Source organism: Fusicatenibacter sp. (assembly GCF_977045365.1).
Map to the genome: position 1 here is coordinate 14,841 of NZ_CDRRUH010000024.1, position 25,262 is coordinate 40,102.

Consider the following 25,262-nt stretch of genomic DNA (forward strand, 5'->3'; position numbering starts at 1 on the left):
CAAAAAAGCGTGCCGGAAACTTTTCGTCCGGCACGCTTTTTCCTGCCCTGCATTTGAATCGAAAAAGAGAGGAAACATACGTATGCTTGCAATATTTCTTGCGCCGGTCTACATACTGGCAAATGTATTTACTGCCTACTGGCTGCTGCGGTGGATGAAAGAGGTGCATCCTCTGTTCCGCCATCCTGCCGTGCTGGGTGTCATTTTGGTGCTGTATGCATTTTTCGCACTTTCCCTGCTGACGAGCTTTCTGATTAAAAGAGATCCCGTTCACCGGATTTTAAAAGTGATCAGCAACTGCTGGCTCGGCATGTACCTGTATTTTCTGGGATTTACCGCGATTCTGGTGCTGCTTCGTTTCATTTTCGCGCATACGGCACTGGCGAAAACGTGGCTCTATTCCCCGATGGGGCTAAAAGCGGTCGGCCTTGGAGCAATCCTTTTTGTGACGGGAATGTGCATCCACGGAATGGTGCAGGCGGGCCATATTTACACGACACGATATGAGGTCCCGGGCAAAAAGGATGCCCATCTGAAAATTGCGCTCGTCGCAGATCTGCATCTGGGGTACAGCATCGGCAGTCATCAGATGGAAGAGATGGTGGAAAAAATCAACGCCGGGGAGCCGGATCTCGTGGTGATCGCCGGGGATATTTTCGATAATGAGTACGATGCCATCTATGAGCCGGACCGCGTGGCGGATCTTCTGGCGGGCTTAAAGAGCCGGTACGGCACGTACGCCTGCTACGGCAACCACGATCTCGATGAGAAGATTCTCGCGGGCTTTACGTTTGAGACGAAGGAGGAGCGCATCGCCGACCGCCGGTTCGGTGAGTTTCTGGACCGCGCGAAGATTCACCTGCTGGAGGATGATGTGATCTGTATCGATGATGCCTTTTATCTGGCGGGCCGAAAAGATCCCGACCGGATCCGCAAAACACAGGAGACACGCGACACACCGTCCGAGCTGCTTGCCGGACTGGACCAGTCGCTGCCGATTTTTGTGATCGACCACCAGCCGTCGGAGCTGACCGAGCTGGCAGAGGCAGGCGCAGACCTTGACCTTGGCGGTCATACGCATGACGGACAGCTCTTTCCGGGCAATATTCTCACCGGACTGATGTGGGAGAATGCCTGCGGGATGAAGAAAGTCGGAGACATGTACAGCATCGTCACCTCCGGCGTGGGCCTATGGGGACCGCCGATGCGGATCGGGACGAAAGCGGAAGTGGTGATCATTGATTACGGAAAATAAGGGTTGACAAAACCGGAACGCAGAACTACAATATAACAAAACTATGAAACAGAGATTATCAACGATGAACGAGATGCACAGCGTACAGATGCACAGGGACGACGATTGATAGCGCTTGTATCAAAGTGAAGACTACTATACTTCACAGGTACAGGCGCTCTTCGTGTTGTACCTGTGTGGAAGATAAGGCAAAGGGAAACCACACTGGGAGAAAAAAGAAATACCCCGTGTGGTTTTTCTTTGCCGTTTTTTATCCATGCGGGAATGACTTGAAATTTACATCAGAGAAGGGTTGTGATCGCATGGGACATACAGATTATGTCCATATGGATTTTCTGCTGATTTTGCGGCGATAAATAAAATCAGAACAGAAAGGCAGAAAAGACTATGAAGACAGAAATGAATACTGTAAAAGTAAGAAAATCAGAGGAACTCGAAGCAGAGCAGTTAGGAGCACACATCGGCGAAATCGTGCGGCTGCATGGAAGTATTTACAAAATCCGGAAAATGAGCTCATTTGCATTTGTGCTGCTTCGGACGAAACGGCAGATAGTACAGTGCGTGTATGAGCCGGCGTATGCCCGGTTTGCACTGGAGGAATTAAAAGAAGAGGCGTGTGTCCGGTTTACCGCGGAGGTGATCCGCGAAGAGCGTTCCAGAAGCGGGTATGACCTGCATCTGTTAGAAGTGGAAATCCTCTCCGAGCCGGAAGAAGTACCGCCGGTTGTCATCAACCAGAAGCGGGTCAACACTTCCATCGAGAACCTGCTGGACTACCGGCCCATCACGCTGCGAAATGAAAAAGAGCGCGCGGTTTTCCAGATTCAGGCCAGGATCTGTCAGGCGTTCCGCGAATTTCTGGATGGACAGCACTTCACCGAAATCCACACACCGAAGCTCGTAGCGGCGGGAGCCGAGGGAGGAGCTAATATCTTCTCTTTGTCGTATTTCGGCGAACAGGCATATCTGGCGCAGAGCCCGCAGTTTTACAAGCAGATGATGGTCGGCGTCTTCGAGCGTGTCTACGAGATCGCACCGGTCTTCCGGGCGGAGAAACACGACACGGCGCGTCATCTGAACGAATATACAAGCGTGGACTTTGAGATAGGCTATATCGAGAACTTCGAGGACATCATGGCGATGGAACAGGAGATGCTGCGGTACACGTTTGCACGGCTGCAGGAGACATGCGGAGCGGAGCTTTCGCTTTTAAAAGCAGAGGTGCCGGTGATCACGGAGATTCCGAGAATCCGTTTTTCGGAGGCGAAAGAGCTGGTGAGCCGTGTATACAAAAGAGCCTTTTCGGAGAAACTGGACTTTGAGCCAGAGGAGGAAAAACTGCTGTGCGAATACGTGAAGAAAACGACAGGCAGTGACTTCGTATTTGTGACACATTATCCAAGCGCCAAGCGCCCGTTCTACGCGATGGACAGCAGAGAAAATCCGGCAGTGACGGAAAGTTTTGACCTTCTCTTCCGCGGCCTTGAAGTGACGACCGGCGGCCAGCGCATCCACAATTACCGGGAGCAGGTGGAAAAGATCGAAAGCCGCGGCATGCATGTGGAAGCGTTTGAGAGCTATCTAATGATGCACCGCTGCGGCATGCCTCCGCACGGCGGCCTCGGTCTTGGGCTGGAGCGGTTTACGGCACGGCTTCTCGGATTTGAAAATGTGCGGAACGCATCCCTGTTTCCAAGAGACATTCACCGTCTGATTCCGTAAACCAGAAGAGCGCAAAAAACTCCGGCGAAGCCGTGGCGCAGATCCACGGGCTTTGCCGGAGTCTCATAAGAAAAGAAAGATTAATGCGTTCCTATGTAATAAAAGATTGCAAGAGCAGCCGCGGCAATTGGCTGTACAAAGCCAAGAAGCAGACGTCCCGTAAACGCTGAGTTTTTGATAAACGCGTTTTCCGGTCTGGATGCCTGATAATAAACGACAACAGGTTCCCCTTTCTGCGGACCGCCCTTGGTGACTTCTTCCGTTTTGCAGGTGCAGGAAGAAAGTCCGGCCTGATAACGGACAACCGAATGAAAAAGAGGCTGCCCTTTCGCATTTTTTGTTTCCACTACACTTTCCACAATTCCCTCTGCTTTCTCTTTGCAGGCGAGCAGTTTCCGAATTCTTGGAAATGCGAAAAACAGAAAACCGCCGACGGCATCAATCAGCAGAATGGCATAAAACAGAAAACGATAGAGTTCTGAACTCATAGAATTTCCCTCCCTTTTGAAAGATAGCGTAACCGTTTGGATATTTCTATTATACACCAGGGGAGTGAAAATGACAAATTGTTTATTGCAGACAGGATTGCTGTATAAAAGTCGGGATTTTTGCAGAAATGAGCCTTGTAAAGCGTCCGAAAATACGCTATACTAAACAAGGTTTGGCTGCCGGCAGAATCCGGCAGTATCGGCAAATATTGGAAAAAAGAAAGACGGGAGTTTCCCGGTTTGAGGATAGGAAAATATGAAATTATATGACATTTCCGGAGAGCAGTTTTCCGCAATGGACGCGCCGCGTCATCTGATGACGGAGGAAGGAACGGCGCAGACGACGCTCGACCGGTCACTTGGCATCTGTCAGGTGGCGGAGCTTGAGGGAAAAGTGACAAGAGAAGTGCTCGAGGAGGTCATGGAAGAAGACTGTGAACGTCTCTTGATTCGCGGCGACGCGCAGATTACACGCGATGGGGCAGATTATCTGGCAGAGAAAAAACTGGTGCTGCTCGGTGTGGAGCAGGAAACCGTCGGAAATGAGACATCAGGAAATGATGTTCATCAGCAGCTGCTGAAAAAAGGTACGGTGATTGTCGAAAATCTGAATCTGGAGAAAGTGACCTCGGGTCATTATTTTCTTGTGGCTGCTCCAGTCAAAAAGAAACACCAGTACGGCGGCCCGATCCGCGCGGTTCTGATCGAAAATTAGAAAATGCCTTGTGTGAATCCGAAAATGCAATGTGAAACATAACAGAAAGAGAAAAACAGGAAAAAGTGTTCCCTCGTGGGACACTTTTTTTGATGTGTCCAAAACGAAGGAACTTTGGGTTGTATTTTCAAAATATGGAGAATATAATGAGGAAAAGCCAGAATGTGGTATTGAAAACCAGATCCATTCCGGGCGGAAAATATTAAACTATTACAAAGGAGATCGTGAACAATGGATGCAAAAATGAAAGTAGAAAGAGCCGCTGCAGGCGCTGCGATCGATGGTGTTTTAAAATATGTGAACCACGGAGATGACAGAACAAAAGCACTGCTGAATCTGACGGATTTTGTACAGAAATTTACCGGAAATATGTTTGCGGAGAAAACGTTCGACAATATTCGCACCATGCTGCAGAATCCGGACAACAAATGGGTACAGTATGTCAACCGCGGACTGGACGAGCTGGATCCGCAGGTGATCAAAATGACTGCTTTGAACCTGGGATTCCAGGCAGCTTTCGTCGGAACGAAACAGATCCGTATGAACCGTGAAAAATATAACTGCAACATCCCATGGACGATGCTGATGGACCCGACAAGTGCCTGTAACCTGCACTGCACCGGATGCTGGGCAGCAGAATACGGCCACAAGCTGAATCTTTCCTATGAGAAACTTTCCGATATCGTAAGCCAGGGAAAAGAACTGGGAACCTATTTCTATATGTTCACCGGCGGCGAACCGCTTGTGCGCAAAAAAGACATCCTGCGTCTGGCAGAAGAGCATCATGACTGTGAATTCCACTGTTTCACCAATGGAACCCTGATCGACGAGGAGTTCTGTGAGGCGGTTCAGAAGCTCGGCAATATCTCCTTCTCCCTGTCCCTGGAAGGCTTCGAGGAGGTCAACGACGGACGCCGCGGCGAGGGTATTTTCGATAAAGTTCTGGCAGCTATGGATCTGATGAAAAAACACGGTCTGCTTTTTGGTACTTCCATCTGCTACACAAGAGCAAACCTTGAGACCGTTACAAGTGATGCATTCCTGGATCTTTTGATCGAGCACGGATGCCGCTACAGCTGGTATTTCCACTTCATGCCGGTCGGCATGGACGCTGCACCGGAGCTGATGCCGACAGTTGAGCAGAGAAAATATATCTACCACAGACTGCGTGAGATCCGTTCTGATAAGAGCGACAAACAGATCTTCGTCATGGACTTCCAGAATGACGGCGAGTTCGTCGGAGGCTGCATCGCAGGAGGAAGAAACTACTGCCATATCAATGCAAACGGCGATGTGGAGCCGTGTGTTTTCATCCATTACTCCGGCGCAAACATCAACGAGGTTTCCCTGCTCGAAGCACTGCAGCAGCCGTTGTTCCAGGCATACCGCGATGGACAGCCGTTCAACCGCAACCACCTGCGTCCATGTCCGATGCTCGAAAACCCGGAACTGCTGCGTGAGATGGTCGAGAAGACCGGAGCGAAGTCAACCGACCTGCAGTCCCCGGAGAGCGCAGAGCATCTGTGCGGAAAATGTGATCTGTATGCTGCTGAGTGGAAAAAAGCCGCAGACGAGCTGTGGGCAGAGAATCCGCATCACAAACAGAGATATGAGAACTATAAGAAGGAGAACCTGGACGAGGAGGCAAAAGCTTCCACAGAGGAGATTCTTTCCGGAATCCGCGGATAACGCGATAGATGAATCGAATATAAGATAGAAGCATGCCACCGGAAAATGGGACGAAAACCTGCTTTCCGGTGGCTTTTTGCGCGGGCGATAAGCCAAAGTCCGATCTTGCAGAACGCGGCCGGATCCCGTATACTAAGAGAAGCAAAGAGACATTTTAACAACAGAGAGGATTAAAATAAAAGATGAACGATTCATTTTTACAGGAACAGGGCGTGAGTGAGGCTTTGATTACGTGTGTGCGGAAGTTCCGTGAGAGTTATCCGGTGCCGGAAGGACTGCAGAACCGGATGAGCACGCCGGAAATCCCGTTTTTCGGAAAAGAAATTCTGGAGATGGCAATTGCTGCGCTTCTGCAGGGCGAAAATCTGCTGCTGACCGGCGAAAAGGCGACGGGAAAAAATGTACTGGCGGAGACGCTGGCGTATATTTTCGGAAGACCGACGTATAACGTTTCCTTCCATGTAAATACGGGAAGCGCCGAGCTGATCGGAACCGATACGTTCCAGAACCAGGAGGTCACACTCCGGAAGGGCAGCATTTACCGCTGTGCCGAGGAAGGCGGTTTTGGCATTCTCGATGAGATCAATATGGCGAAAAACGATGCGGTCAGTGTTCTTCACGCGGCGCTCGACTACCGCCGTATCATCGATGTGCCGGGCTACGATAAAATTTCGCTTCACCCGGCGGCGCGGATGATCGGAACGATGAATTACGGCTATGCGGGAACGAGGGAGCTGAATGAAGCGCTGGTGTCCCGCTTTCTGGTGATTGACATGCCGCCGCTTACAGAAGAGACCCTGTTTTATCTGATGCAGTCGAAATACCCGGATCTGAAACCATCGGCACGCGATGCGCTGACCGGTCTTTACCTCGATCTGCAGAAAAAGGCAAAACAGGCGGAAATTACCACGCGCGCACTCGACCTCCGCGGCCTGTTCGGAGCGATCGGCACGATGCGCCAGGGGCTGTCCCCGTATCTTGCGGTACAGATCGGCATTGTCAACAAATGCTTTGACCTGTTTGAAAAAGAGATCGTGCGGGATGTCGTGCGCACCCGGATTCCGGAAGAGTGGACGCCGCAGGATGTCTTTTAGAGGAAATATATATGGTGACAGAGGAAACATTAAAAACGCATGAGATGGAGCTGGAAAGCCGGATCCGAAATCTTGTCTGGACCGTCAGCGGCGACTATACGCTGAAGCTGAACCCGGATGTGGAGCGGTATGTGAAAGAGCCGGATACGGTGCTGTACGACACGATCCGCCAGGGCGCCTTTTCGTGCTACTTTGACCGGGAAGCCTACAGCCTGTATCTGGTGAAGAAAGTCTACAGCGGCGCAGCGGAGGGAGAACTGATGATGCTCGCCCAGCTGGTGACAGAGGAGGCGGTCTCGAAGCGGCTCGAAAGCGAGCGGCCCGGTGTGAAGGGCTTTCGAAGGAGAGCGGCGAAAGAAATACTGGACCACTCGTTTGAATCGCTATCCAGAAATGAGACAGGCCGCCTGAAATTGGAGTATCTGCGCGGAAGAAGAGAGGAGGACGAAGGGAAAAGTCCTTCATACTCGGGAAAAACGCGGGAGTGGATGGAGCTGCTGAAGCACGCATCCGAAACAGCGGATACGATGGAACTGATCCGCGTGACGGACGAGCTGTACAATAAAGTTGTCGATCCCACATTTGTGAAAAAGCACGGCGATCTTGCCTCGGTTCTTGCGGTAACAATAGAGGAGCTCACCGAGTATTCCTGGAAGGATTTTCTTTCGGAGGAGCTGTATGAGGACGGGCTTGAGACGTATCTGGAGCGCGTTTCACTTGATATGACAAATTTCACGTCAAAAGAAGCGGAAGAGAAGAAAGAAAAAACAGCGGGAAACGACACCAAAAAGGTCGTTGTCGTCGATGAGAAAGCGCTGGCGCGGATGTATCAGTACATTCAGCGCAATTACGGAAAAACGTGGCTCTCGGAAAGTGAGGAGAAAAGCCGGAATTACCAGCTCTGCCGCGGCATCCACAGCGACTGCAGCCTCTATTACACGGAGGGTGTGCTGAAGAATCCGGTCGGAAAGTATTATCAGCTCTCCTATGCGCAGAAGCAGAAGGATAAAAACCTCCATGCCTATTACGACCAGCACCGCGCGGTGCGACAGAATATTTCGCTGCTGTATCAGGAACTGAAAAAAGCGATGCTGCTGCAGGAGGACCAGTCGTTTGCGGATGCAGACCACGGAATATTACAGCCCGCGCGGATGTGGAAGGTGGGACGGAGCCAGAATGCGGATCTGTTCCGGCTGGAGCAGCGGCGGAATTCGCTGGATTTTGTGGTGGATATTCTTGTAGATGCGAGCGGTTCCCAGCGGCCGCGCCAGGAGAATGTGACACTGCAGACGTACATTCTGGCGGAGACCTTAAGCCGCCTGCACATCCCGTTCCGTGTGATGAGCTTCTGTACGTTCTGGGATTACACGATCCTGCACCGGATGCGCGATTACGACGATCCGCGGGAGATGAACAGCAATATTTTTGAGTATATCACATCCTCAAACAACCGCGACGGGCTTGCCGTCAAGGCGGCGGGGATGGATCTTTTAAAACGCCAGGAGGACCGGAAGCTGCTGATCCTCTTAAGCGACGGAAAGCCGTACGATGTGCTGGTGAACCGGCCGAATGCGAGAAATCCAAAGCCGTACCGGGATGATTATGCGCTGCACGACACGGCAACCGAGGTGCGGCGCCTCAGGCAGCAGGGTGTCTCGGTGCTTGGGGTCTTTGTAGGTGAGGAGACGGAGCTTATGGCGGAGCAGAAGATTTTTGGCAAGGATTTCGCGTATGCGCGCGATATCCGCAACTTTTCCCATATGGTGGGAAGCTATTTAAGAAGAAAAATCGAAGAGTAAAAGAGCAAAACGCTCCTGGCGGAGGGGAAAAACTTCCGCCCGGAGTATTTTTTTTCGAAATTTTTACGCAAACAGGTTGACATTTCCCGCAAAACCTCTTAGAATGTTCTATAGCGAACTGTTTAATACAAAACAGTCACCTATAGAACAGTTGCTTATGGAACAGTCCCTATCCAAACAGTTTTATAACGAACAGATGGGGACGGCAGCAAAGGGGAAAGGAGGAAAAAAGCAGCGTGTGTTGTAAAAAAAGAAAAATCGGCCACGAACTGCGGACGCTGGACAATATGATGTCACGGAACCTGATGGCAGCCGCCAGAGAGCGGGGGGTCGATGAACTGACCGCCATGCACGGATGGATTTTAGGGTATCTGTGCCGGAACGAAGACAAAGATATTTTCCAGAAGGATATCGAGGCGGAGTTTAAGATCTGCCGGTCCACCGTGACGAATATTTTAAAGCTCATGGAGAAAAAGGGCTACATCCGACGGGAGTCCGTTCCCTATGATGCGCGTCTGAAGAAACTGGTGCTGACCGATACCGGAAGAGAGCTTCACGAGAAGACGAAAGATATGATCGATATGCTGGAAGAACAGACGGTTGGGGGAATTTCAAAAGAAGATCTTGACACTTTCTACCGTGTCATCGATCAGGTCAAGAACAACGTAAAAAATATGTTAGGAGAGACATCATGTTAAAAACACTTGGAGCACAGGTAAAAGAGTTTAAAAAAGCCTCCATTGCCACTCCGATTTTCATGATTCTGGAGGTTATCATGGAGATGATTATTCCTCTTATGATGGCGTCCATTATCGATGACGGTGTAGAAAAAGGAGATCTCCATCACATCTACGTGGTGGGGGCATTCATGGTAGTGGCAGCAGCTATCGGTCTGTTTGCCGGTATTATGGGCGGAAAATATGGAGCAAAGGCGTCTGCCGGATTTGCAAAAAATCTGCGTCAGGCCATGTTTGAAAATATCCAGGAATATTCTTTTTCCAATATTGACAAATTCAGTACAGCAGGTCTTGTCACCCGTCTGACCACAGATGTGACGAACCTGCAGAATGCATATCAGATGATCCTTCGTATGTGCATGCGTGCACCGGCGAGCATGGTTATTGCGATGATTATGTCGTTTTACATCAATGCACGCCTTGCGAGCATTTATCTGGTGGCTGTTATTCTTCTTGGAACGTGTCTGTTTCTGATCATGCGGTCTGCAACCAAATATTTTGAGCAGGCATTTCCAAAATATGATGAATTAAATGCGAGCGTGCAGGAAAACGTATCCGCAATCCGTGTGGTAAAAGCGTATGTGCGCGAAGACTATGAGACAGGGAAATTCCACAAAGCGTCTGAAAATATTTACAAAATTTTCTGTAAAGCAGAGGAAAACCTTTCTTTTAATGCACCGCTGATGCAGCTGACTGTCTACAGCTGTATTCTTCTGATCAGCTGGCTCGGCGCTAAAATGATTGTCGGAAGCAGCCTTTCGACCGGAGAGCTGATGAGCCTTCTGACCTACTGCATGAACATTCTGATGAGCCTCATGATGCTTTCCATGGTATTCGTTATGATCACGATGAGCCTTGCAAGTGCACGCCGTATTTCAGAAGTTCTGAATGAGAAGAGCGATCTCGATAATCCGGAAAATCCGGACTTTTCGATCCCGGATGGAAGCATTACCTTCGACCATGTCTATTTCAACTACAAAAAAGGAGCAGGCGAGCCGGTTCTTTCAGATATCAATTTTTCGATCCGATCCGGTGAGACGATCGGTATTATTGGCGGAACCGGAAGTGCGAAGACAAGTCTTGTCAATCTGATCAGCCGTCTGTACGACGTAACAGACGGATCCATTCAGGTTGGCGGAAAGGATGTCCGTTCCTACGATATGGAAACGCTGCGAAATGAAGTAGCCGTTGTTTTACAGAAAAATGTGCTGTTTTCCGGTACTATTCTCGACAATCTTCGCTGGGGTGATAAAAATGCTTCGGAAGAAGAGTGTAAGCGTGCCTGCCGCCTTGCCTGCGCCGATGAATTTATCGACCGGATGCCGGAGGGCTACAACACCTATATCGAGCAGGGTGGATCCAACGTATCCGGCGGCCAGAAACAGCGCCTCTGTATCGCAAGAGCACTGCTGAAAAAGCCAAAGGTGCTGATTCTGGATGACAGTACAAGTGCTGTCGATACCGCAACCGACGCAAAAATCCGGAAGGCATTCCTGACCGAGATTCCTGAAACGACAAAACTGATCATCGCACAGCGTATTTCCAGTGTGCAGGATGCAGACCGTATCATTGTCATGGAGAACGGAAAAGTAAATGGTTTTGGAAGCCATGAGGAATTACTGAAAACCAATGAAATTTACCGGGAAGTATATGAGTCTCAGACCGGTGGCGGCGGAGACTTTGACGAAAAGAGAGGTGAGTAAGGAATGGCAGAGAGAGTACAGCAGGTAAAGGGACCGGGCGCAAGACCTCCAAGAGGGGTGAAACCGCAGGTCAAGAATCCGATGAAGATCTTTACCAGAATTATGAAATATGTATTAAAGGATTATACCGTACATTGCATCGCTGTTGTTATTGCGATTTTTGTCAACGTCCTGGCAAACGTACAGGGAACGATGTTTATGAAAACGCTGATTGACGGCTATATCACGCCGATGCTGACCCAGCCGGATCCGGATTTTGGCCCGCTGCTCCACGCAATTTTGCGGGTGGCCGGATTTTACGGAATCGGTATTGTGGCTGCGTTCGTTCAGAACCGTACCATGATCTATGTATCCCAGGGAACCCTGCGGAATCTGAGAAATGATCTGTTCGGCAATATGGAAAAGCTGCCAATCAAATATTTTGATACGCATGCGCACGGCGATATTATGTCGATTTACACAAATGATATTGATACCCTGCGTCAGATGATCAGTCAGAGTATCCCACAGATCATCAACAGCGCAATCACGATTGTCAGTGTCTTTGTCAGTATGCTGATTCTGAATATCCCGCTGACGATTACAACGCTGGTTATGGTATCAATTATGCTGGGCGTGACAAAAAAGGTGGCCGGTTTCTCCGGAAATTTCTTTGTAAAACAGCAGAGGGATCTTGGTAAAGTCAATGGCTTTATCGAAGAGATGATGGATGGCCAGAAGGTTGTCAAGGTATTCTGTCATGAAGAGGAGAATATCGAAAAGTTCAAAGAAATTAATAATAATCTGTATGAGAGTGCTTATAATGCCAATGCGTTTGCAAATGTGATCGGACCGATCAATGCACAGCTTGGAAATATGAGCTATGTTGTCTGTGCGATTGTCGGCGGTGCACTTGCCCTTGGCAGTGTCGGTGGCTTTACGCTCGGTGGTCTGGCAAGCTTTCTGACCTTCAACAAGAGTTTTAACATGCCGATCAACCAGGTCAGCCAGCAGCTGAACGCAATCGTTATGGCACTTGCAGGAGCGGAACGTATTTTCCGCCTGATGGATGAAGAGCCGGAGCTGGACGAAGGGTATGTAGCGCTTGTCAATGCGAAGGAAGAAAATGGAAAACTTACCGAGACGAAAGAGCGTACCGGAAAATGGGCATGGAAACATACGCATCAGGCAGACGGTTCCGTGGATTACCGTGAACTGCAGGGCCGTGTGGTATTCGAACACGTTGATTTTGGATACAACCCGGATAAAATCGTTCTGCACGATGTATCGCTGTTTGCAGAGCCGGGCCAGAAAATCGCGTTTGTCGGTTCCACCGGTGCCGGAAAGACGACCATCACCAACCTGATCAACCGTTTCTACGATATTCAGGAAGGCAAGATCCGCTACGATGAGATTAACATCGGAAAGATCAAAAAAGACGACCTGAGAAGATCTCTTGGTATCGTTCTGCAGGATACGCATCTGTTTACCGGAACGGTAAGAGACAACATTGCTTTTGGAAAACTCGATGCGACGGAGGATGAGATCGTAGCGGCAGCAAAACTGGCAAATGCGCACGGATTCATCATGCGTCTGCCGCAGGGGTATGACACAATGCTGACCGGAGACGGTGCAAACCTCTCCCAGGGCCAGAGACAGCTCCTTGCGATCGCGCGTGCAGCCATCGCAGACCCGCCGGTTCTGATCCTCGATGAGGCGACAAGTTCCATCGATACCCGTACCGAGCGGATTGTCCAGGATGGTATGGATAAGCTGATGAGCGGAAGAACGACGTTTGTCATCGCACACCGTCTGTCTACCGTGCGAAATGCCGACTGTATCATGGTTCTCGAGCAGGGCCGCATCATTGAGCGCGGTACCCACGATCAGCTGATTGAGCAGAAAGGCAAATATTACCAGCTGTATACCGGAAATCAGGTTTCGGCTTAACAGAAAAAGAGATATGGAAGATCCCACACGGCAGATTTTTGTTTTCTGCTGTGCGGGATCTTCTGTTGGTTTTCTGGACTGACTTTCCGGCAGTTTTTGGGACTTGAAAAAGGCGGCTGGATTTTATAGAATAGAAGAGGTTTTTGAAATCATACAAAGGAGAAAAGTTATGGAATACTTAGATACAGCGCAGGAACTGCTTGACTTTATCATGCGGTGCAAAAGCCCGTTTCATGTGGTAAAAGAGGCCAGTGATCTGCTGAACGAAAATGGTTATGAAAAACTGGAGGAGACAAAAGAGTGGAGTCTCGTTCCGGGCGGAAAATATTATGTGACGAGAAATGAATCCTCGGTGATCGCATTCCAGATTCCGGAGGGCGCATTTTCCAGCTATCAGATCATCGCCAGCCACAGCGACTGCCCGACCTTTAAAGTAAAGGGAGAGGATCCGTTTGTGACGGACGGCCATTACACCCGCCTGAACGTGGAGGGCTACGGCGGCATGATCCGCGCTCCGTGGTTTGACCGTCCGCTTTCCCTGGCAGGCCGTATGGTGGTCCGCGATGGAAACGGCGTAAAATCCGTTCTGGTCGATGCCGGACGCGATCTGGTGACGATCCCGAACCTGCCGATCCATCTGAACCGCGACATCAACAACGGAATCAAATACAGCGTACAGACCGACATGCTTCCGATCCTCGGCGATGAGACCGCAAAAGACCATTTCTATGAGCTGTTTCTGCCGGATACGGCAAAAGAGGACATCCTCTCGATGGAACTCTATCTGTACAACCGCGTGGAGGGCTCTATCTGGGGCGCCAGCAAAGAATTTCTGTCCAGCGGCCGTCTCGACGACCTGCAGAGCGCATTCGGTTCCTTAAAAGGATTCCTTGCCGCAAAAGCGACAGGTCAGGTTAATGTCTGCGCAATCTTTGACAACGAGGAAGTCGGAAGCCTTACCAAACAGGGCGCAGATTCGTCGTTCCTGACTGAGACCCTGCAGCACATCAACGCAGCGTGCGGAAAAGACACGATCGCTTATCACAGAGATCTTGCGGGAAGCTTTATGGTTTCTGCCGATAATGCACATGCGTTCCATCCGGCGCATGCGGAGAAATACGATCCGAAGAGCCGCGTCTACATGAACGGCGGCGTTGTCATCAAACAGAGTGCAAACCAGAAATACACGACCGATGCTGTTTCGGAAGCTGTAACAAAGATGATTTGCGAGAAGGCAGGCGTACCGTGCCAGGTATTCGCAAACCACGCCGACATTCCGGGCGGAAGCACGCTCGGCGCAATTCTGAACTCTCTTGTCTCGGTGACAAGCGTGGATATCGGAATGGCCCAGCTTGCGATGCATTCCCCGTATGAGACGGCAGGCGCCAAAGATACTGCTTATCTGGTGCAGTTCGCAAAGACCTTCTATGAGACGACACTGGTGCGGACAGAGCATGGATTTTCTCTGGAAGAAAAATAAAAGTTTAAGATAGAAAAAAGCGGCCGGCGGGACTTTTGAAAAGTCTCTGCCGGCCGCTTTTTGCGTACTTGCAAAGTGTGTTTTAAGGATCAGATTATTCTGTCCGGAGTGCCGTAACCGGATCGCTTTTTGCCGCTTTCTTCGACGGAATCAGACCGCCGATCAGGGTCAGAACGACGCTGAGTGCAATCAGAACAAGCGCCGGGACGAGCGGAAGAGAAGCACTGACCTTCGTCGTATCCGCCAGATGGTGGATCAGAAGGTTGCCCGGAATCATCAGAAGCAGCGAGAGCCCGATGCCGATCAGTCCTGCACAGAGTCCGATGATGAAGGTTTCGGCATTGAAGACCTGCGAAATATTGCGTTTCGAAGCACCGATCGCGCGCAGGATACCGATCTCTTTCTTACGTTCCAGAACACTGATATAGGTGATGACGCCGATCATAATCGAGGAAACCACAAGGGAAATGCCGACAAAAGCGATCAGCACGTAGCTGATGATGTTGACGATATCCGTGACGGAGGACATCAGAGTGCCGACCACATCGGTGTACGAGATTACCTGCTCGTTTTTGCCTTCTTTTTCCATCGTGTCATTGTAGCTATCGAGGATGGAGACAACGTGTTCCTTGCTCTCAAAGTTTTTCGGGTAAATGCTGATCGAAGAAGGTTCGTCAAAATCAGCGCAGCCCAGTTTCTGCAGATTGCCCTCATAAGTGGAAGAGCCGGAAGAACTAAGAGAAGCGAAGAGATCCTTCATATCATCCTCAGTCATATTCATCTGGAAGGCACTTGCAAAGGCATCGGTGTCAATCTTCATGGCATCGCCCATCGAATCCTGCAGAGAATTACCGACCTGCGTCATGGCGCGCTCCATCTCGGACTGAATTGCAGAGGCCATCTGCGTCATCATCTGTTCCATAGCGGAAGTGATCTGTGTCTGCAGAACCGAGGCGACAGAAGCGGAGTAGCTTCCCATAACGCCTGCCATGTAGTTTGTGAGCGCAGAAGAAACCTGGGACTGCAGTCCGTCGAGATCGACGATTTTTGTGATACCGCTGTTCAGCCGCTGCTGGCCGTCCGCCGTGTTCAGATAGGCGATAAAGTGCTGGCCCATCTCCGTCGGATCCGGCAGGCCGTTCTCCTTCACGTAAGCGAGATAACCGTTTGAAAGCTCCGTCGCAAGCGCAGTGAGCTGGTCGGATGTAATTTCGATATTGCCGTTGTTCTGCATCACCTCGGAAATCCAGTCGTTGATGATCTGAACAGCTTCTTCGGTCTGCAGATACTCCGCAAGATAAGCATCAAACTGTTCCGGATCGGTGTAGCCCATCTTGATCAGGTATGCCTGATACCCTTTGAAGATCCGCTGAATGAGTTCCTGGATCTGTTCCTGTGTAATGGAAACACCGCCGCCGTCTGCAATGATGGCCTGGATGTGGCGCCGCAGGATTTCCTGTGCTTCCGTGGAATTGAGGTAGGAGACGAAATCCTCCTGTAAATGGGAATAATCCGCCTCCGGGTGCTCCGAGGCGTAGCCCTGATAGCCCTCCATGAGGCTGGAAGCCAGTTCCTGCATACCGTCTTCACTGACATTGAGAGTAAGTCCGGATAAAATCTGGCCAAGATCAAGCTGCGGCAGTCCGTCGAAATTAAGAGAGATCTGACTGAGGTCAATCGCACCTGCGAGATCCATGCTGCTTCCGGCGTCCGCAAAGGCACTGGAAAAATCAAGGTTCATGGAAGTACCGGAAAAAGCACCGGAGAGTGCGGAATCGTCGAACTGGAAAGCGTTCTGCAGCTTGTCCTCATCGACAGTGATAAAGGAATCCATATCAAGACCGCTGTTCTGATTCACGGTGCCGAATTTCTGATTTGTAAAAACATCGATGGAGGAGTCCGCCATCTGCTGTTTCACAATCTCGGATTTCTTTGCTTCCTCCACAACGTGGCGGGTCAGTGATGCCGGGTAATTGATGCCGGCGGTCAGGGCAGAGGCGGCAGAGTCAGGGGACGGCTGGACAATACCGGTGATTGTGAGCTTTTCGCCGTTGGCAACGAGCTTTTTCATATAGTCTTCGTTGTCGCTTTTATCTTTCCAGACCTTGTACTGACTGTCGTATTCGTAGCAGTCGGCGCTGTTCACAAGACGGAACGTGGTGCCGAGGATATCATCGTAGGAATACGTGCCGATGGAGGAAGGGGTCTCGACGGTTTCTTCATTTAAAAACTGGCGGACCATCTCATCCAGCTCGAGTGCATCGCGGAGCCCCAGGGTGTAGAGCAGAAAATCACTCATTCCGCCGTCGGAAGTGAGGACAAGCACACATTCGTTATAGTTTTCCGGCCAGTGTCCGGCTTTTAAGTCATACTGGTTCTCGTACAGGGAAGCGGTGTCCGGCATCTCGTAAAAGACGTTGGTGCTCATCATGGATGACATGATGCTGTTGGAGTTTGCGCCAAGGCCGAGCGGGCGGAACGACTGGTCCGGGTGCACCTGGCGGATGGAATCGCCGTCTTCGCGGTAGATCTGCGGCGTGACGGAGTAGGAATATTCGATGGCATTTGTGTAGTCGGAAATGCCGTCCGCACCGCCGTCAAGGTACTTTTTCAGGGAAGCGAGATCGTTGGAGTTCATGGTGGAGAACATGTTGGTCACGACTTCCTGAATTTTGATTTCATTCTTTTTGCCGGAATCTTTTGAATCTTTGCCGGCATTCTGTGAGCCGACCATCATCGAAGTGAGGTCAAAGCCGGTGCTCTGGATCTGAAGCGGATATTCGGAGAGAGTTTCCTCTTCCATATTCTGAATATACTCGTTGACACCAGAGGAGAGTGCCAGAATCAGTGCAATGCCGATGATGCCGATCGAGCCGGCAAACGAGGTGAGCAAGGTCCGCGCTTTCTTGGTGCGCAGGTTATTAAAACTTAAGGAGAGCGCCGTCAGAAAGGACATCGACGATTTGCCCATGTTTTTGTGTTTGGGAGGAAGCAGGGTTTCGGAATCCGGCTCAAACGGGTTCGTGTCGGAGCAGATCACACCGTCGCGCAAAGTGACGATGCGGTTGGCGTAAAGCTCGGCGAGCTCCGGATTGTGTGTGACCATGACGACAAGGCGTTCTTTGGCAACTTCCTGCAGCAGGTCCATGACCTGAATACTGGTGTCGGAATCGAGCGCGCCGGTCGGCTCATCGGCAAGTAGAATTTCCGGATCATTGACAAGAGCGCGGGCGATGGCGACACGCTGCATCTGACCGCCGGACATCTGGCTCGGCCGCTTGTGGAGCTGTTTTCCAAGACCGACCTTTTCGAGTGCCGCAACTGCTTTTTTGCGCCGTACCTCTTTGGAAACACCGGAGATGGTAAGCGCCAGCTCTACGTTTGCGAGAACGGTCTGATGCGGGATCAGGTTGTAGCTCTGGAAGACAAAACCGATCGTGTGGTTCCGGTAGGAATCCCAGTCGCGGTCCTTATACTTTTTCGTGGAAATGCCGTTGATGATCAGATCGCCGCTGTCGTAGCGGTCGAGACCGCCGATGATATTCAGAAGCGTCGTCTTTCCAGAACCGCTCGGCCCTAAAATAGCGACAAACTCGTTGTCGCGCAAATTTAAGGACACATCGTCGAGCGCTTTCTGTACCAGCGTCCCGGTCCGGTATTCTTTTTTGATATGCTGAATCTGTAGCATGAAAGGGTAACTCCTTCTGTGATTAATATGTGAACAGTTGTCCTTTATTCTACAACGAAATACGGGAAAAGTCCCGGGCTTTAGAAAAATTTAAGAAAAGTTTATCGACAGAAAAAAAGTTCCGCCTCTGTTTCAGAAAAACAAAAAACGGAACTTTCTTTATCTGTGATACTTATGATGCCGGAAAAGTCAGACTTCCATCAGAAGACCTTTCATATAAGCCTTTAAGATTTTCTTTTTCTCCAGCGAAAGATTATTGTAAAGCGTAATGATTTCCTGCTGTCCTTCGGTAAGCTGCAGGGCATCCGGCTCGTCGAGAAAGAAATCGGCAAGTGTGATGCCGAAAGCGTCGCAGAGCTTCTGCAGGGTAGGGATGGTTGGAATATTGGTGCGGTTTACCATATTATTTAAGGTAGAATAGGGAATGTCCGCCTCTTTTGCAAGACGGTAGTAAGTCCAGGAACGCTCTTTGCATAAATCCTGAATGTGCTGTATCACATCTTTATCTCTCATAAAAAGATACCTCGTATTCCTATGTAATGTAGCGGCATGAAAAATGCTACTCACATATATTATACGTCTGTAAAAGAATAGAAACAGATCTTAAAGAGAGATGCAGAAAAGCTGTACAAATAAGAAATAACGGGAATTTGAGAGAAAAAGAGAGAAAAACCCGGCAGGAAAATAAGGTCTCCCGCCGGGTTCTGCAATCGTTTCAAAGTCTGTGCTTCTTACTCTTCGGTGGAATTTTCTTCCATCTCGTTGAACTGCTCGGTATCCATCAGCTCGTCGAATGCGTCTGCTGCAATTTCGTACTCTTCATCGGAATCGATGTTGTCGAGGTTCGGCTGGCCGTTCTCTTCGTAGTAACGATACAGATAAACTTCGCCGTCTTCGTTCTCGCCGTTTTCATCGAGCGGCAGAAGAGCGATGTACTCTTTCTGGTTCGGAGCCGGGAAAATGGTCAGTACGGCACATTTTACTTCGGTATCGTCGTCCAGTGTCAGGGTAACAGTCGGCTGATCCAGATCCTGGCAGTCGCTGCCGCAGCTTGTGCAGTCTCCGCTGCAGGATGCGCTGTTGAATAATTCTTCACTCATTTGTATTACCTTCCTTTTTCGTGTTCAAGTCTTATCAGGTTCTTGTCTGCCATTCTAACAGATAATAGAAAAAAACACAATGGCTGTGCCGGGAAAGAAGAAAAAATGCGGCTGATACAGGAAAATACGGAAAAGATACAATAAATAAGAAAGAAAAAATGAAAATTTAGTCGTATTTTCTCTTGACTGTTTTCAGGTACAGTCTTATACTATCACTATTGAATCTAAATATACAGGCAGCTGAACAAACTTATCCTCAACTGCCGGGGAGGCAAAAAATGGATATCAGATTTGAAAAAAGAGAGCATTTACAGGAAAAACCGGATCAGAAAAACCTTGGATTCGGAAAACACTTTACAGACTATATGTTTGTCATGGACTGGGATAAAGAGCAGGGATGGCATGACGCAGCAATCGTACCGTACGGCGGAATCCCGATGGATCCGGCAACCATGGTACTTCACTATGCACAGGAAACTTTCGAGGGTATGAAAGCATACAGAACAGCAGAAGGAAAAATCCAGCTGTTCCGTCCGGAAATGAACGCACGCCGTATGATCAAATCCAACGAAAGACTCTGCATGCCGGGTGTACCGGAGGAGATGTTTGTAGAGGCTGTCAAAGCACTGGTTAAAGCACAGGAAGACTGGGTACCGTCTGAGCCAGGTACATCTCTTTACATCCGTCCGTTTATGTTCGCTACTGAGGCAAGCCTTGGCGTACATATGGCAAAATCCTACAAATTCGTTATCATCACCACTCCGGTTGGAGCATACTATGCAGAGGGCATCAACCCGGTTAAGATCCTGGTTGAGGATGAATATGTCCGTGCAGTCAAAGGCGGCACAGGCTTCACAAAATGCGGCGGTAACTATGCAAGCTCCATTGCAGGCCAGGTAAAAGCAGAGAAGATGGGATGCACCCAGGTTCTGTGGCTGGACGGCGTACATCGTAAATATGTAGAGGAAGTTGGAACCATGAACATCATGTTCAAGATCGCCGGCGAAATCTACACCGCACCGCTGGAAGGAACCGTACTTCCGGGCGTAACCCGTGATTCCCTGATCCACATCCTGCGTGACTGGGGCTACAAAGTAAACGAGACCCACCTGTCCATCGACGACCTGATGAAAGCAGGCCATGACGGCACACTGGAGGAGGCATTCGGTACCGGTACAGCAGCTGTTGTATCTCCAGTCGGCGAGTTCGTATACAAAGACGATTCCGTTATCGTCAACGATTTCAAGATCGGTGAGCTGACCCAGAAACTGTACGATACCCTGACCGGTATCCAGTGGGGCAAGCTGGAAGACAAATATGGCTGGACTACTCCGGTAGAATAAACCATAATAAACAGAAAAATGCAAATAAGGGGTCCTTCCCGCACGGCGGTGCGGGGAGGATTCTTTCGTTTCAGAAAAAGATGGAGAAACCATTGGAAAGGAAACAAAACAGAATGGATCAGAATCGAATGCCTCTTGTGGAGGCGTTACAACAGTTCAGGGAGGAAGCGCCGGCCTATTTCCGCATCCCGGGACACCGGTTTGAGCGGGGACTGGACGAGGCGTTAAACGGAGCATCGCTTGCAGCGTATGACCTCTCGGAGGCAGAGGGCCTCGACGATCTGCACCACGCAGAGGGCGTGATCGCGGAGGCACAGCGTCTGGCGGCGGAAACGTGGAAGGCGAAAAAAACGTTCTTTCTCGTCAACGGTACGACATGCGGCAACGAGGCGATGGTGCTTTCCTCTGTGAAAGAGGGCGAAAAAATCATGGTCCCGCGGAACGTGCACAAATCGGTGCTGATGGGACTGATTTTATGCGGAGCCACACCGGTTTATGTGATGCCGGAGTACAGCACAAAATGGCAGATGTGGGGCGGCGTGACACCGGAAACCATCGAAAAAGCATTTGATGAAACGCCGGATGCAAAAGCCGTGCTGCTCGTGAGCCCGACGTATTACGGACTCTGCAGCGATTTAAAGGCGATTGCAAAGATCTGCCACCGTCACAATGCGGCACTCCTTGTGGATGAAGCGCATGGTTCCCATCTCTACTTTTCAAAAGAGCTTCCGTCCGGTGCACTGGAAAGCGGTGCGGATGCCTGCGCACAGAGCATTCACAAGACAGCCGGCTCGTTTACGCAGAGCTCATTCCTCTCCCTTGGATCTGACCGTCTCGACGAGAAAAAAGTTGCCGCCAATCTGCAGATGGTGCAGAGCACTTCGCCGTCCTACCTTCTGATGGCATCCCTCGATGCGGCACGGCGTGGAATGGCGCTGCACGGCCGGGAGCGGATGGAACGCGCGCTGGCACTGAGCAGACGGGCGCGGCAGGAGCTTGCATTGATCAAAGGAATTGAAGTTCTGGGAACGGAGATGGAAGGAACGTGCGGCGTGTGGAAGATCGACCCGACGCGCCTGGTGTTCTCGGCAAGAGCGCTCGGCATTTCCGGATACGATCTGCAGGTGCGTCTATATGACGAATACCGCGTCAGTACAGAGCTTGCCGACGAAGAGAATGTGGTCTGCGTTATTACCTGGGCGAACAGTGAGGAAGATATCACACGGCTGATCGATGCACTGGCAGGGATTGCCGCAGCAGATAACGGGAAAACGACGGGGCAGACGAAGTTTGCAGAAAAGCAGTGGCTGTTCCGCAGTCTTCCGGAGATGGTAAAGACACCGCGCGAGGCATATTTTGCGGAGAAGGAAGCCGTTCCGTTTGCAGAAGCGGAAGGACGAATCGCAGCCGAGATGGCAGCCCCGTACCCGCCGGGAATTCCGCTGATCTGCCCGGGTGAGCGGTACAGCAAAGAAATTCTGGAACTGATGCGTCAGTATAAAGCGGACGGATGTGAATTCCACGGCCCGTCGGATGCATCATTGGAAACACTGTATGTCCTGCAAGAGGAATAAAAGAAAATGGAAGTCGGTTTCCCACATTTTGTAACAGAAACCGCAGAGAACAGACTGTCAAGAAACGGAGATGAATTGCGTATGAAAAAAATGATATCCTGGAACGTAAATGGACTGAGAGCCTGCATGAAGAAAGGCTTTCAGGAATACTTTGAGGCGGCAGATGCCGATATTTTCTGCCTGCAGGAGACAAAGCTGCAGGAAGGACAGATCGACCTTGAGCTGCCCGGCTATCATCAGTATTGGAATTATGCGGAAAAGAAAGGATATTCCGGCACGGCCCTGTTTACCAAAGAGGATCCGATTTCTGTTCGCTATGGTATCGGAATCGAAGAACATGATACGGAAGGCCGTGTGATTACGGCAGAGTTTCCGGAATACTTTGTTGTAACCGTCTACACACCGAATTCGCAGGATGAATTAAAACGCCTTGCCTACCGGATGGAGTGGGAGGATGCGTTTCTTTCTTACTTAAAAGGACTGGAGCAGGAAAAACCGGTGATTTTCTGCGGAGATCTGAACGTCGCAGCGACCGAGATGGATATCAAAAATGCAAAGGCAAATGAGAAAAACGCCGGCTTTACGAAAGAGGAGCGCGAAAAATTTGCCGTAATTAAAGAAAAAGGCTTTGTTGATTCCTTCCGTATGCTGTATCCGGACACCGTGACGTATTCCTGGTGGTCATACCGATTCCAGGCACGCCAGCGGAATGCAGGATGGCGGCTTGATTACTTTATGGTATCAGAGTCCTTAAAAGATGCAGTTGCAGATGCCAAAATCCATACCGAAATCCTCGGTTCCGACCATTGCCCGGTGGAACTGGATTTAGAGGTATAACAATTAGTAATATTGGTCAATTGACAATTTTATTCAAATGATTTACATTAATAGTATGACAATTGCAACAAATTATAAAAAATAAGGGCGGAAATTATGATACAGACAAAAAACAGAGGAAAAAATCGAATTTTACCGGGAAATCCGGAGAAAATGGGCGCATCAGCGACGAAAGACGGATACAATTTTGCCGTAGAAGTATCGGATGGAAAAAAAGCAGAGCTTCTGCTGTACCGGAAAGGTCACCAGAAACCGTTTCTTACCGTGCCGCTTCCGGAAGAAGAGCGCACTGGCGTGATCAGTTCCGTAGAAATCACAGGCCTGACGGCAGGAAAGTTTTCGTATGCTTACCGGATGGACGAAGCTTTCTGCCTGGATCCGTATGCGGGAGCAGTAGAAGGAAGAGAAACCTTCGGTGCACCGATGGAAAAAGAAGAGGGCGCCTGCCGCTGCCTTCTCCCGGAGTACCCGGTAATGCGCACCACCTCACTGCACCGGCCGTATGAGGAGACGATTCTGTATAAGCTCCATGTGCGCGGCTTCACTAAAGACGGAAGCTCCCGTGTAAAGAACAAGGGAACATTCCGCGGCGTGATCGAAAAAATTCCATACTTAAAAGAACTCGGCATCAATGCAGTAGAGCTGATGCCGTCCTACGAGTTTTTTGAGTGGACCTCCCTTACGGAGCCGGCCTATGTATATCCGGCGCCGGCGGAAGAGAAGCGCGTGAATTATTGGGGATACGGCACAAAGGCCCTGTATTTTGCTCCGAAAGCTTCGTATGCTGCATCCGCAGATGCCGTCGCAGAGTTCGCAGAGATGGTCGATGCCCTGCATGAGAATGGTATCGAATGCCTGATGGAATTCTGTTTTGCCCCGGGAACGCCTTCTGGTTTTGCCCTGCAGGTTCTGCACCACTGGAAGCTCCGCTATCAGATCGACGGATTCCATCTGGTCGGCGATGCAGCGCTGGCAGAAGAAGCATCCAAAGATGCACTCCTTCGGAAGACGAAACTGATTTTCCTGGGTTTTGACGGCGCACGGATCTATCAGGGAAAACGCCCGTGGTTCCGGAATTTAGGGGAACACAATCAGGGCTACCAGTACCATATCCGCCGCTTCTTAAAAGGCGATGAGGGCAGCCTTTCCGACTTCACCTATTATCTGAGAAGAAGCCCGGAGACACACGGTGTGATCAATTATCTTGCGGATCACGACGGTTTTACCCTGTATGACAGCGTTTCCTACGAACAGAAACACAATCTGGACAACGGCGAAGACAATATGGATGGTTCCAACGAAAACCTGACCTGGAACTGCGGCGCAGAAGGTGCGACCCGGAAACCGGCTGTGCGCGCGCTGCGTCTCCGCCAGCTGAAAAATGCCGTTATCATGCTGATGACAAGCCAGGGAACACCGATGATTTACGGCGGCGATGAATTCGGCAATAGTCAGAAGGGCAACAACAACGCCTGGTGCCAGGACAACAAAACCGGCTGGATCGACTGGAAAGCAGCCGCCCGGAATCCGGAATTTGCCGCTTTTGTAAAAGCAGCAATCGCCTTCCGGAAGGCGCATCCGGCGCTGCACGGCGAACGCGAGCCGCGCCTCATCGACTACAAATCCTACGGCTGCCCGGATATGTCCTTCCACAGCCAAAGAGCCTGGTTCTCCCAGATGGAAAATACGTGCCGTTTTATCGGTGTTATGTACTGCGGAAGCTATTTCCAGGACAAAGACGGAAACAAGGACGACGACCTCTACATCGCCTACAACATGCACTGGAATCCGCATGAACTGGCACTGCCGTCCCTCCCGGAGCAGAAAGTCTGGTACCTGACGGCCGACACCAACATGCCGGAAGTATTCCTTACAGAAGAAAATCAGAAAAAAGTCAGCGCCAAAACGGTCATCGTGCCGCCGCGCAGTATCATAATTTTAACATCAGCAGACAAGAAGTTCCCCGCTTCTAAAGTGGTGGGATGAATTGTTAAAAGAAACATAACGGCAGTGGCGGGCGGAGAGAAATCGGTATCCTCCACTGGCATGAGGCAAGTCACAGTCGAACTATTTTCGACATGTCAGACTCCGTGAAAATACCGACTGTGA

General features: G+C 50.2%; 18 protein-coding genes. 14 read left to right on the forward strand and 4 right to left on the reverse strand.

Going from position 1 to position 25,262, the window contains the following annotated elements; genetic code table 11:
* Positions 1 to 82: 82 nt before the first annotated feature.
* Both ACY2VW_RS07140 and aspS read left to right on the forward strand, forming a co-directional pair.
* Positions 83 to 1,255 carry a metallophosphoesterase gene (locus ACY2VW_RS07140; RefSeq protein WP_461877577.1) on the forward strand — a complete coding sequence of 391 codons (1,173 nt, stop codon included), beginning with the start codon at positions 83 to 85 and terminating at the stop codon, positions 1,253 to 1,255.
* Positions 1,256 to 1,642: 387 nt separating this feature from the next.
* Positions 1,643 to 2,977, forward strand: coding sequence for an aspartate--tRNA(Asn) ligase (gene aspS / locus ACY2VW_RS07145; protein ID WP_461877578.1), 1,335 nt, complete (start codon positions 1,643 to 1,645; stop codon positions 2,975 to 2,977).
* Between the two features lie 80 nt (positions 2,978 to 3,057).
* On the opposite strand, the gene ACY2VW_RS07150 is transcribed toward aspS, so the two are convergent.
* Positions 3,058 to 3,465: a DUF3592 domain-containing protein gene (locus tag ACY2VW_RS07150; RefSeq protein WP_461873183.1), complete on the reverse strand. Its 408-nt coding sequence runs from the start codon at positions 3,463 to 3,465 to the stop codon at positions 3,058 to 3,060.
* 256 nt (positions 3,466 to 3,721) lie between these two features.
* Here ACY2VW_RS07150 and ACY2VW_RS07155 point away from each other — a divergent pair, with 256 nt between their 5' ends.
* The 8 genes from ACY2VW_RS07155 (at position 3,722) to ACY2VW_RS07190 (ending at position 14,611) form a co-directional block, all read left to right on the forward strand.
* Positions 3,722 to 4,180 (forward strand): cyclase family protein, encoded by a 459-nt coding sequence (locus tag ACY2VW_RS07155; RefSeq protein ID WP_022463293.1) that lies wholly within the window; start codon positions 3,722 to 3,724, stop codon positions 4,178 to 4,180.
* Between the two features lie 231 nt (positions 4,181 to 4,411).
* Entirely contained in the window at positions 4,412 to 5,869 is a 1,458-nt protein-coding gene (locus ACY2VW_RS07160; RefSeq protein ID WP_461877579.1) for a radical SAM protein, read from the forward strand.
* A gap of 182 nt (positions 5,870 to 6,051) precedes the next feature.
* Positions 6,052 to 6,963 (forward strand): AAA family ATPase, encoded by a 912-nt coding sequence (locus ACY2VW_RS07165; RefSeq protein WP_461877580.1) that lies wholly within the window; start codon positions 6,052 to 6,054, stop codon positions 6,961 to 6,963.
* Positions 6,964 to 6,974: 11 nt separating this feature from the next.
* Positions 6,975 to 8,762, forward strand: coding sequence for a cobaltochelatase CobT-related protein (locus ACY2VW_RS07170; protein ID WP_461877581.1), 1,788 nt, complete (start codon positions 6,975 to 6,977; stop codon positions 8,760 to 8,762).
* 236 nt (positions 8,763 to 8,998) lie between these two features.
* Entirely contained in the window at positions 8,999 to 9,460 is a 462-nt protein-coding gene (locus ACY2VW_RS07175) for a MarR family winged helix-turn-helix transcriptional regulator (protein WP_461877582.1), read from the forward strand.
* A complete protein-coding gene (locus ACY2VW_RS07180) occupies positions 9,454 to 11,202 on the forward strand; it encodes an ABC transporter ATP-binding protein (protein WP_461877583.1) in 1,749 nt (582 codons plus the stop codon). The genes ACY2VW_RS07175 and ACY2VW_RS07180 overlap by 7 nt, the downstream gene beginning before the upstream one ends.
* 3 nt (positions 11,203 to 11,205) lie before the next feature.
* A complete protein-coding gene (locus ACY2VW_RS07185) occupies positions 11,206 to 13,131 on the forward strand; it encodes an ABC transporter ATP-binding protein (protein WP_461877584.1) in 1,926 nt (641 codons plus the stop codon).
* Positions 13,132 to 13,300: 169 nt separating this feature from the next.
* On the forward strand, positions 13,301 to 14,611 hold the full coding sequence (locus tag ACY2VW_RS07190) for a M18 family aminopeptidase (RefSeq protein ID WP_461877585.1): 1,311 nt from the start codon (positions 13,301 to 13,303) through the stop codon (positions 14,609 to 14,611).
* 94 nt (positions 14,612 to 14,705) lie between these two features.
* Here the strand turns inward: ACY2VW_RS07190 and ACY2VW_RS07195 are convergent, their stop codons facing one another.
* From ACY2VW_RS07195 to ACY2VW_RS07205, 3 genes are all read right to left on the reverse strand, one after another.
* Positions 14,706 to 18,299: an ABC transporter ATP-binding protein/permease gene (locus ACY2VW_RS07195; RefSeq protein WP_461877586.1), complete on the reverse strand. Its 3,594-nt coding sequence runs from the start codon at positions 18,297 to 18,299 to the stop codon at positions 14,706 to 14,708.
* A gap of 189 nt (positions 18,300 to 18,488) precedes the next feature.
* On the reverse strand, positions 18,489 to 18,812 hold the full coding sequence (locus ACY2VW_RS07200; RefSeq protein WP_055218165.1) for a helix-turn-helix domain-containing protein: 324 nt from the start codon (positions 18,810 to 18,812) through the stop codon (positions 18,489 to 18,491).
* 218 nt (positions 18,813 to 19,030) lie between these two features.
* On the reverse strand, positions 19,031 to 19,399 hold the full coding sequence (locus ACY2VW_RS07205; protein ID WP_022461482.1) for a DUF1292 domain-containing protein: 369 nt from the start codon (positions 19,397 to 19,399) through the stop codon (positions 19,031 to 19,033).
* Between the two features lie 278 nt (positions 19,400 to 19,677).
* Between ACY2VW_RS07205 and ACY2VW_RS07210 the strand changes: the two genes are divergently transcribed.
* The 4 genes from ACY2VW_RS07210 (at position 19,678) to ACY2VW_RS07225 (ending at position 25,139) form a co-directional block, all read left to right on the forward strand.
* Positions 19,678 to 20,742 carry a branched-chain amino acid aminotransferase gene (locus tag ACY2VW_RS07210; protein WP_022461483.1) on the forward strand — a complete coding sequence of 355 codons (1,065 nt, stop codon included), beginning with the start codon at positions 19,678 to 19,680 and terminating at the stop codon, positions 20,740 to 20,742.
* 113 nt (positions 20,743 to 20,855) lie between these two features.
* Positions 20,856 to 22,316 carry an aminotransferase class I/II-fold pyridoxal phosphate-dependent enzyme gene (locus ACY2VW_RS07215; RefSeq protein ID WP_461877587.1) on the forward strand — a complete coding sequence of 487 codons (1,461 nt, stop codon included), beginning with the start codon at positions 20,856 to 20,858 and terminating at the stop codon, positions 22,314 to 22,316.
* 81 nt (positions 22,317 to 22,397) lie between these two features.
* Positions 22,398 to 23,153 carry an exodeoxyribonuclease III gene (locus ACY2VW_RS07220; protein ID WP_461877588.1) on the forward strand — a complete coding sequence of 252 codons (756 nt, stop codon included), beginning with the start codon at positions 22,398 to 22,400 and terminating at the stop codon, positions 23,151 to 23,153.
* 96 nt (positions 23,154 to 23,249) lie between these two features.
* Positions 23,250 to 25,139 carry an alpha-amylase family glycosyl hydrolase gene (locus ACY2VW_RS07225; protein WP_461877589.1) on the forward strand — a complete coding sequence of 630 codons (1,890 nt, stop codon included), beginning with the start codon at positions 23,250 to 23,252 and terminating at the stop codon, positions 25,137 to 25,139.
* The last annotated feature ends 123 nt before the right edge of the window (positions 25,140 to 25,262 follow it).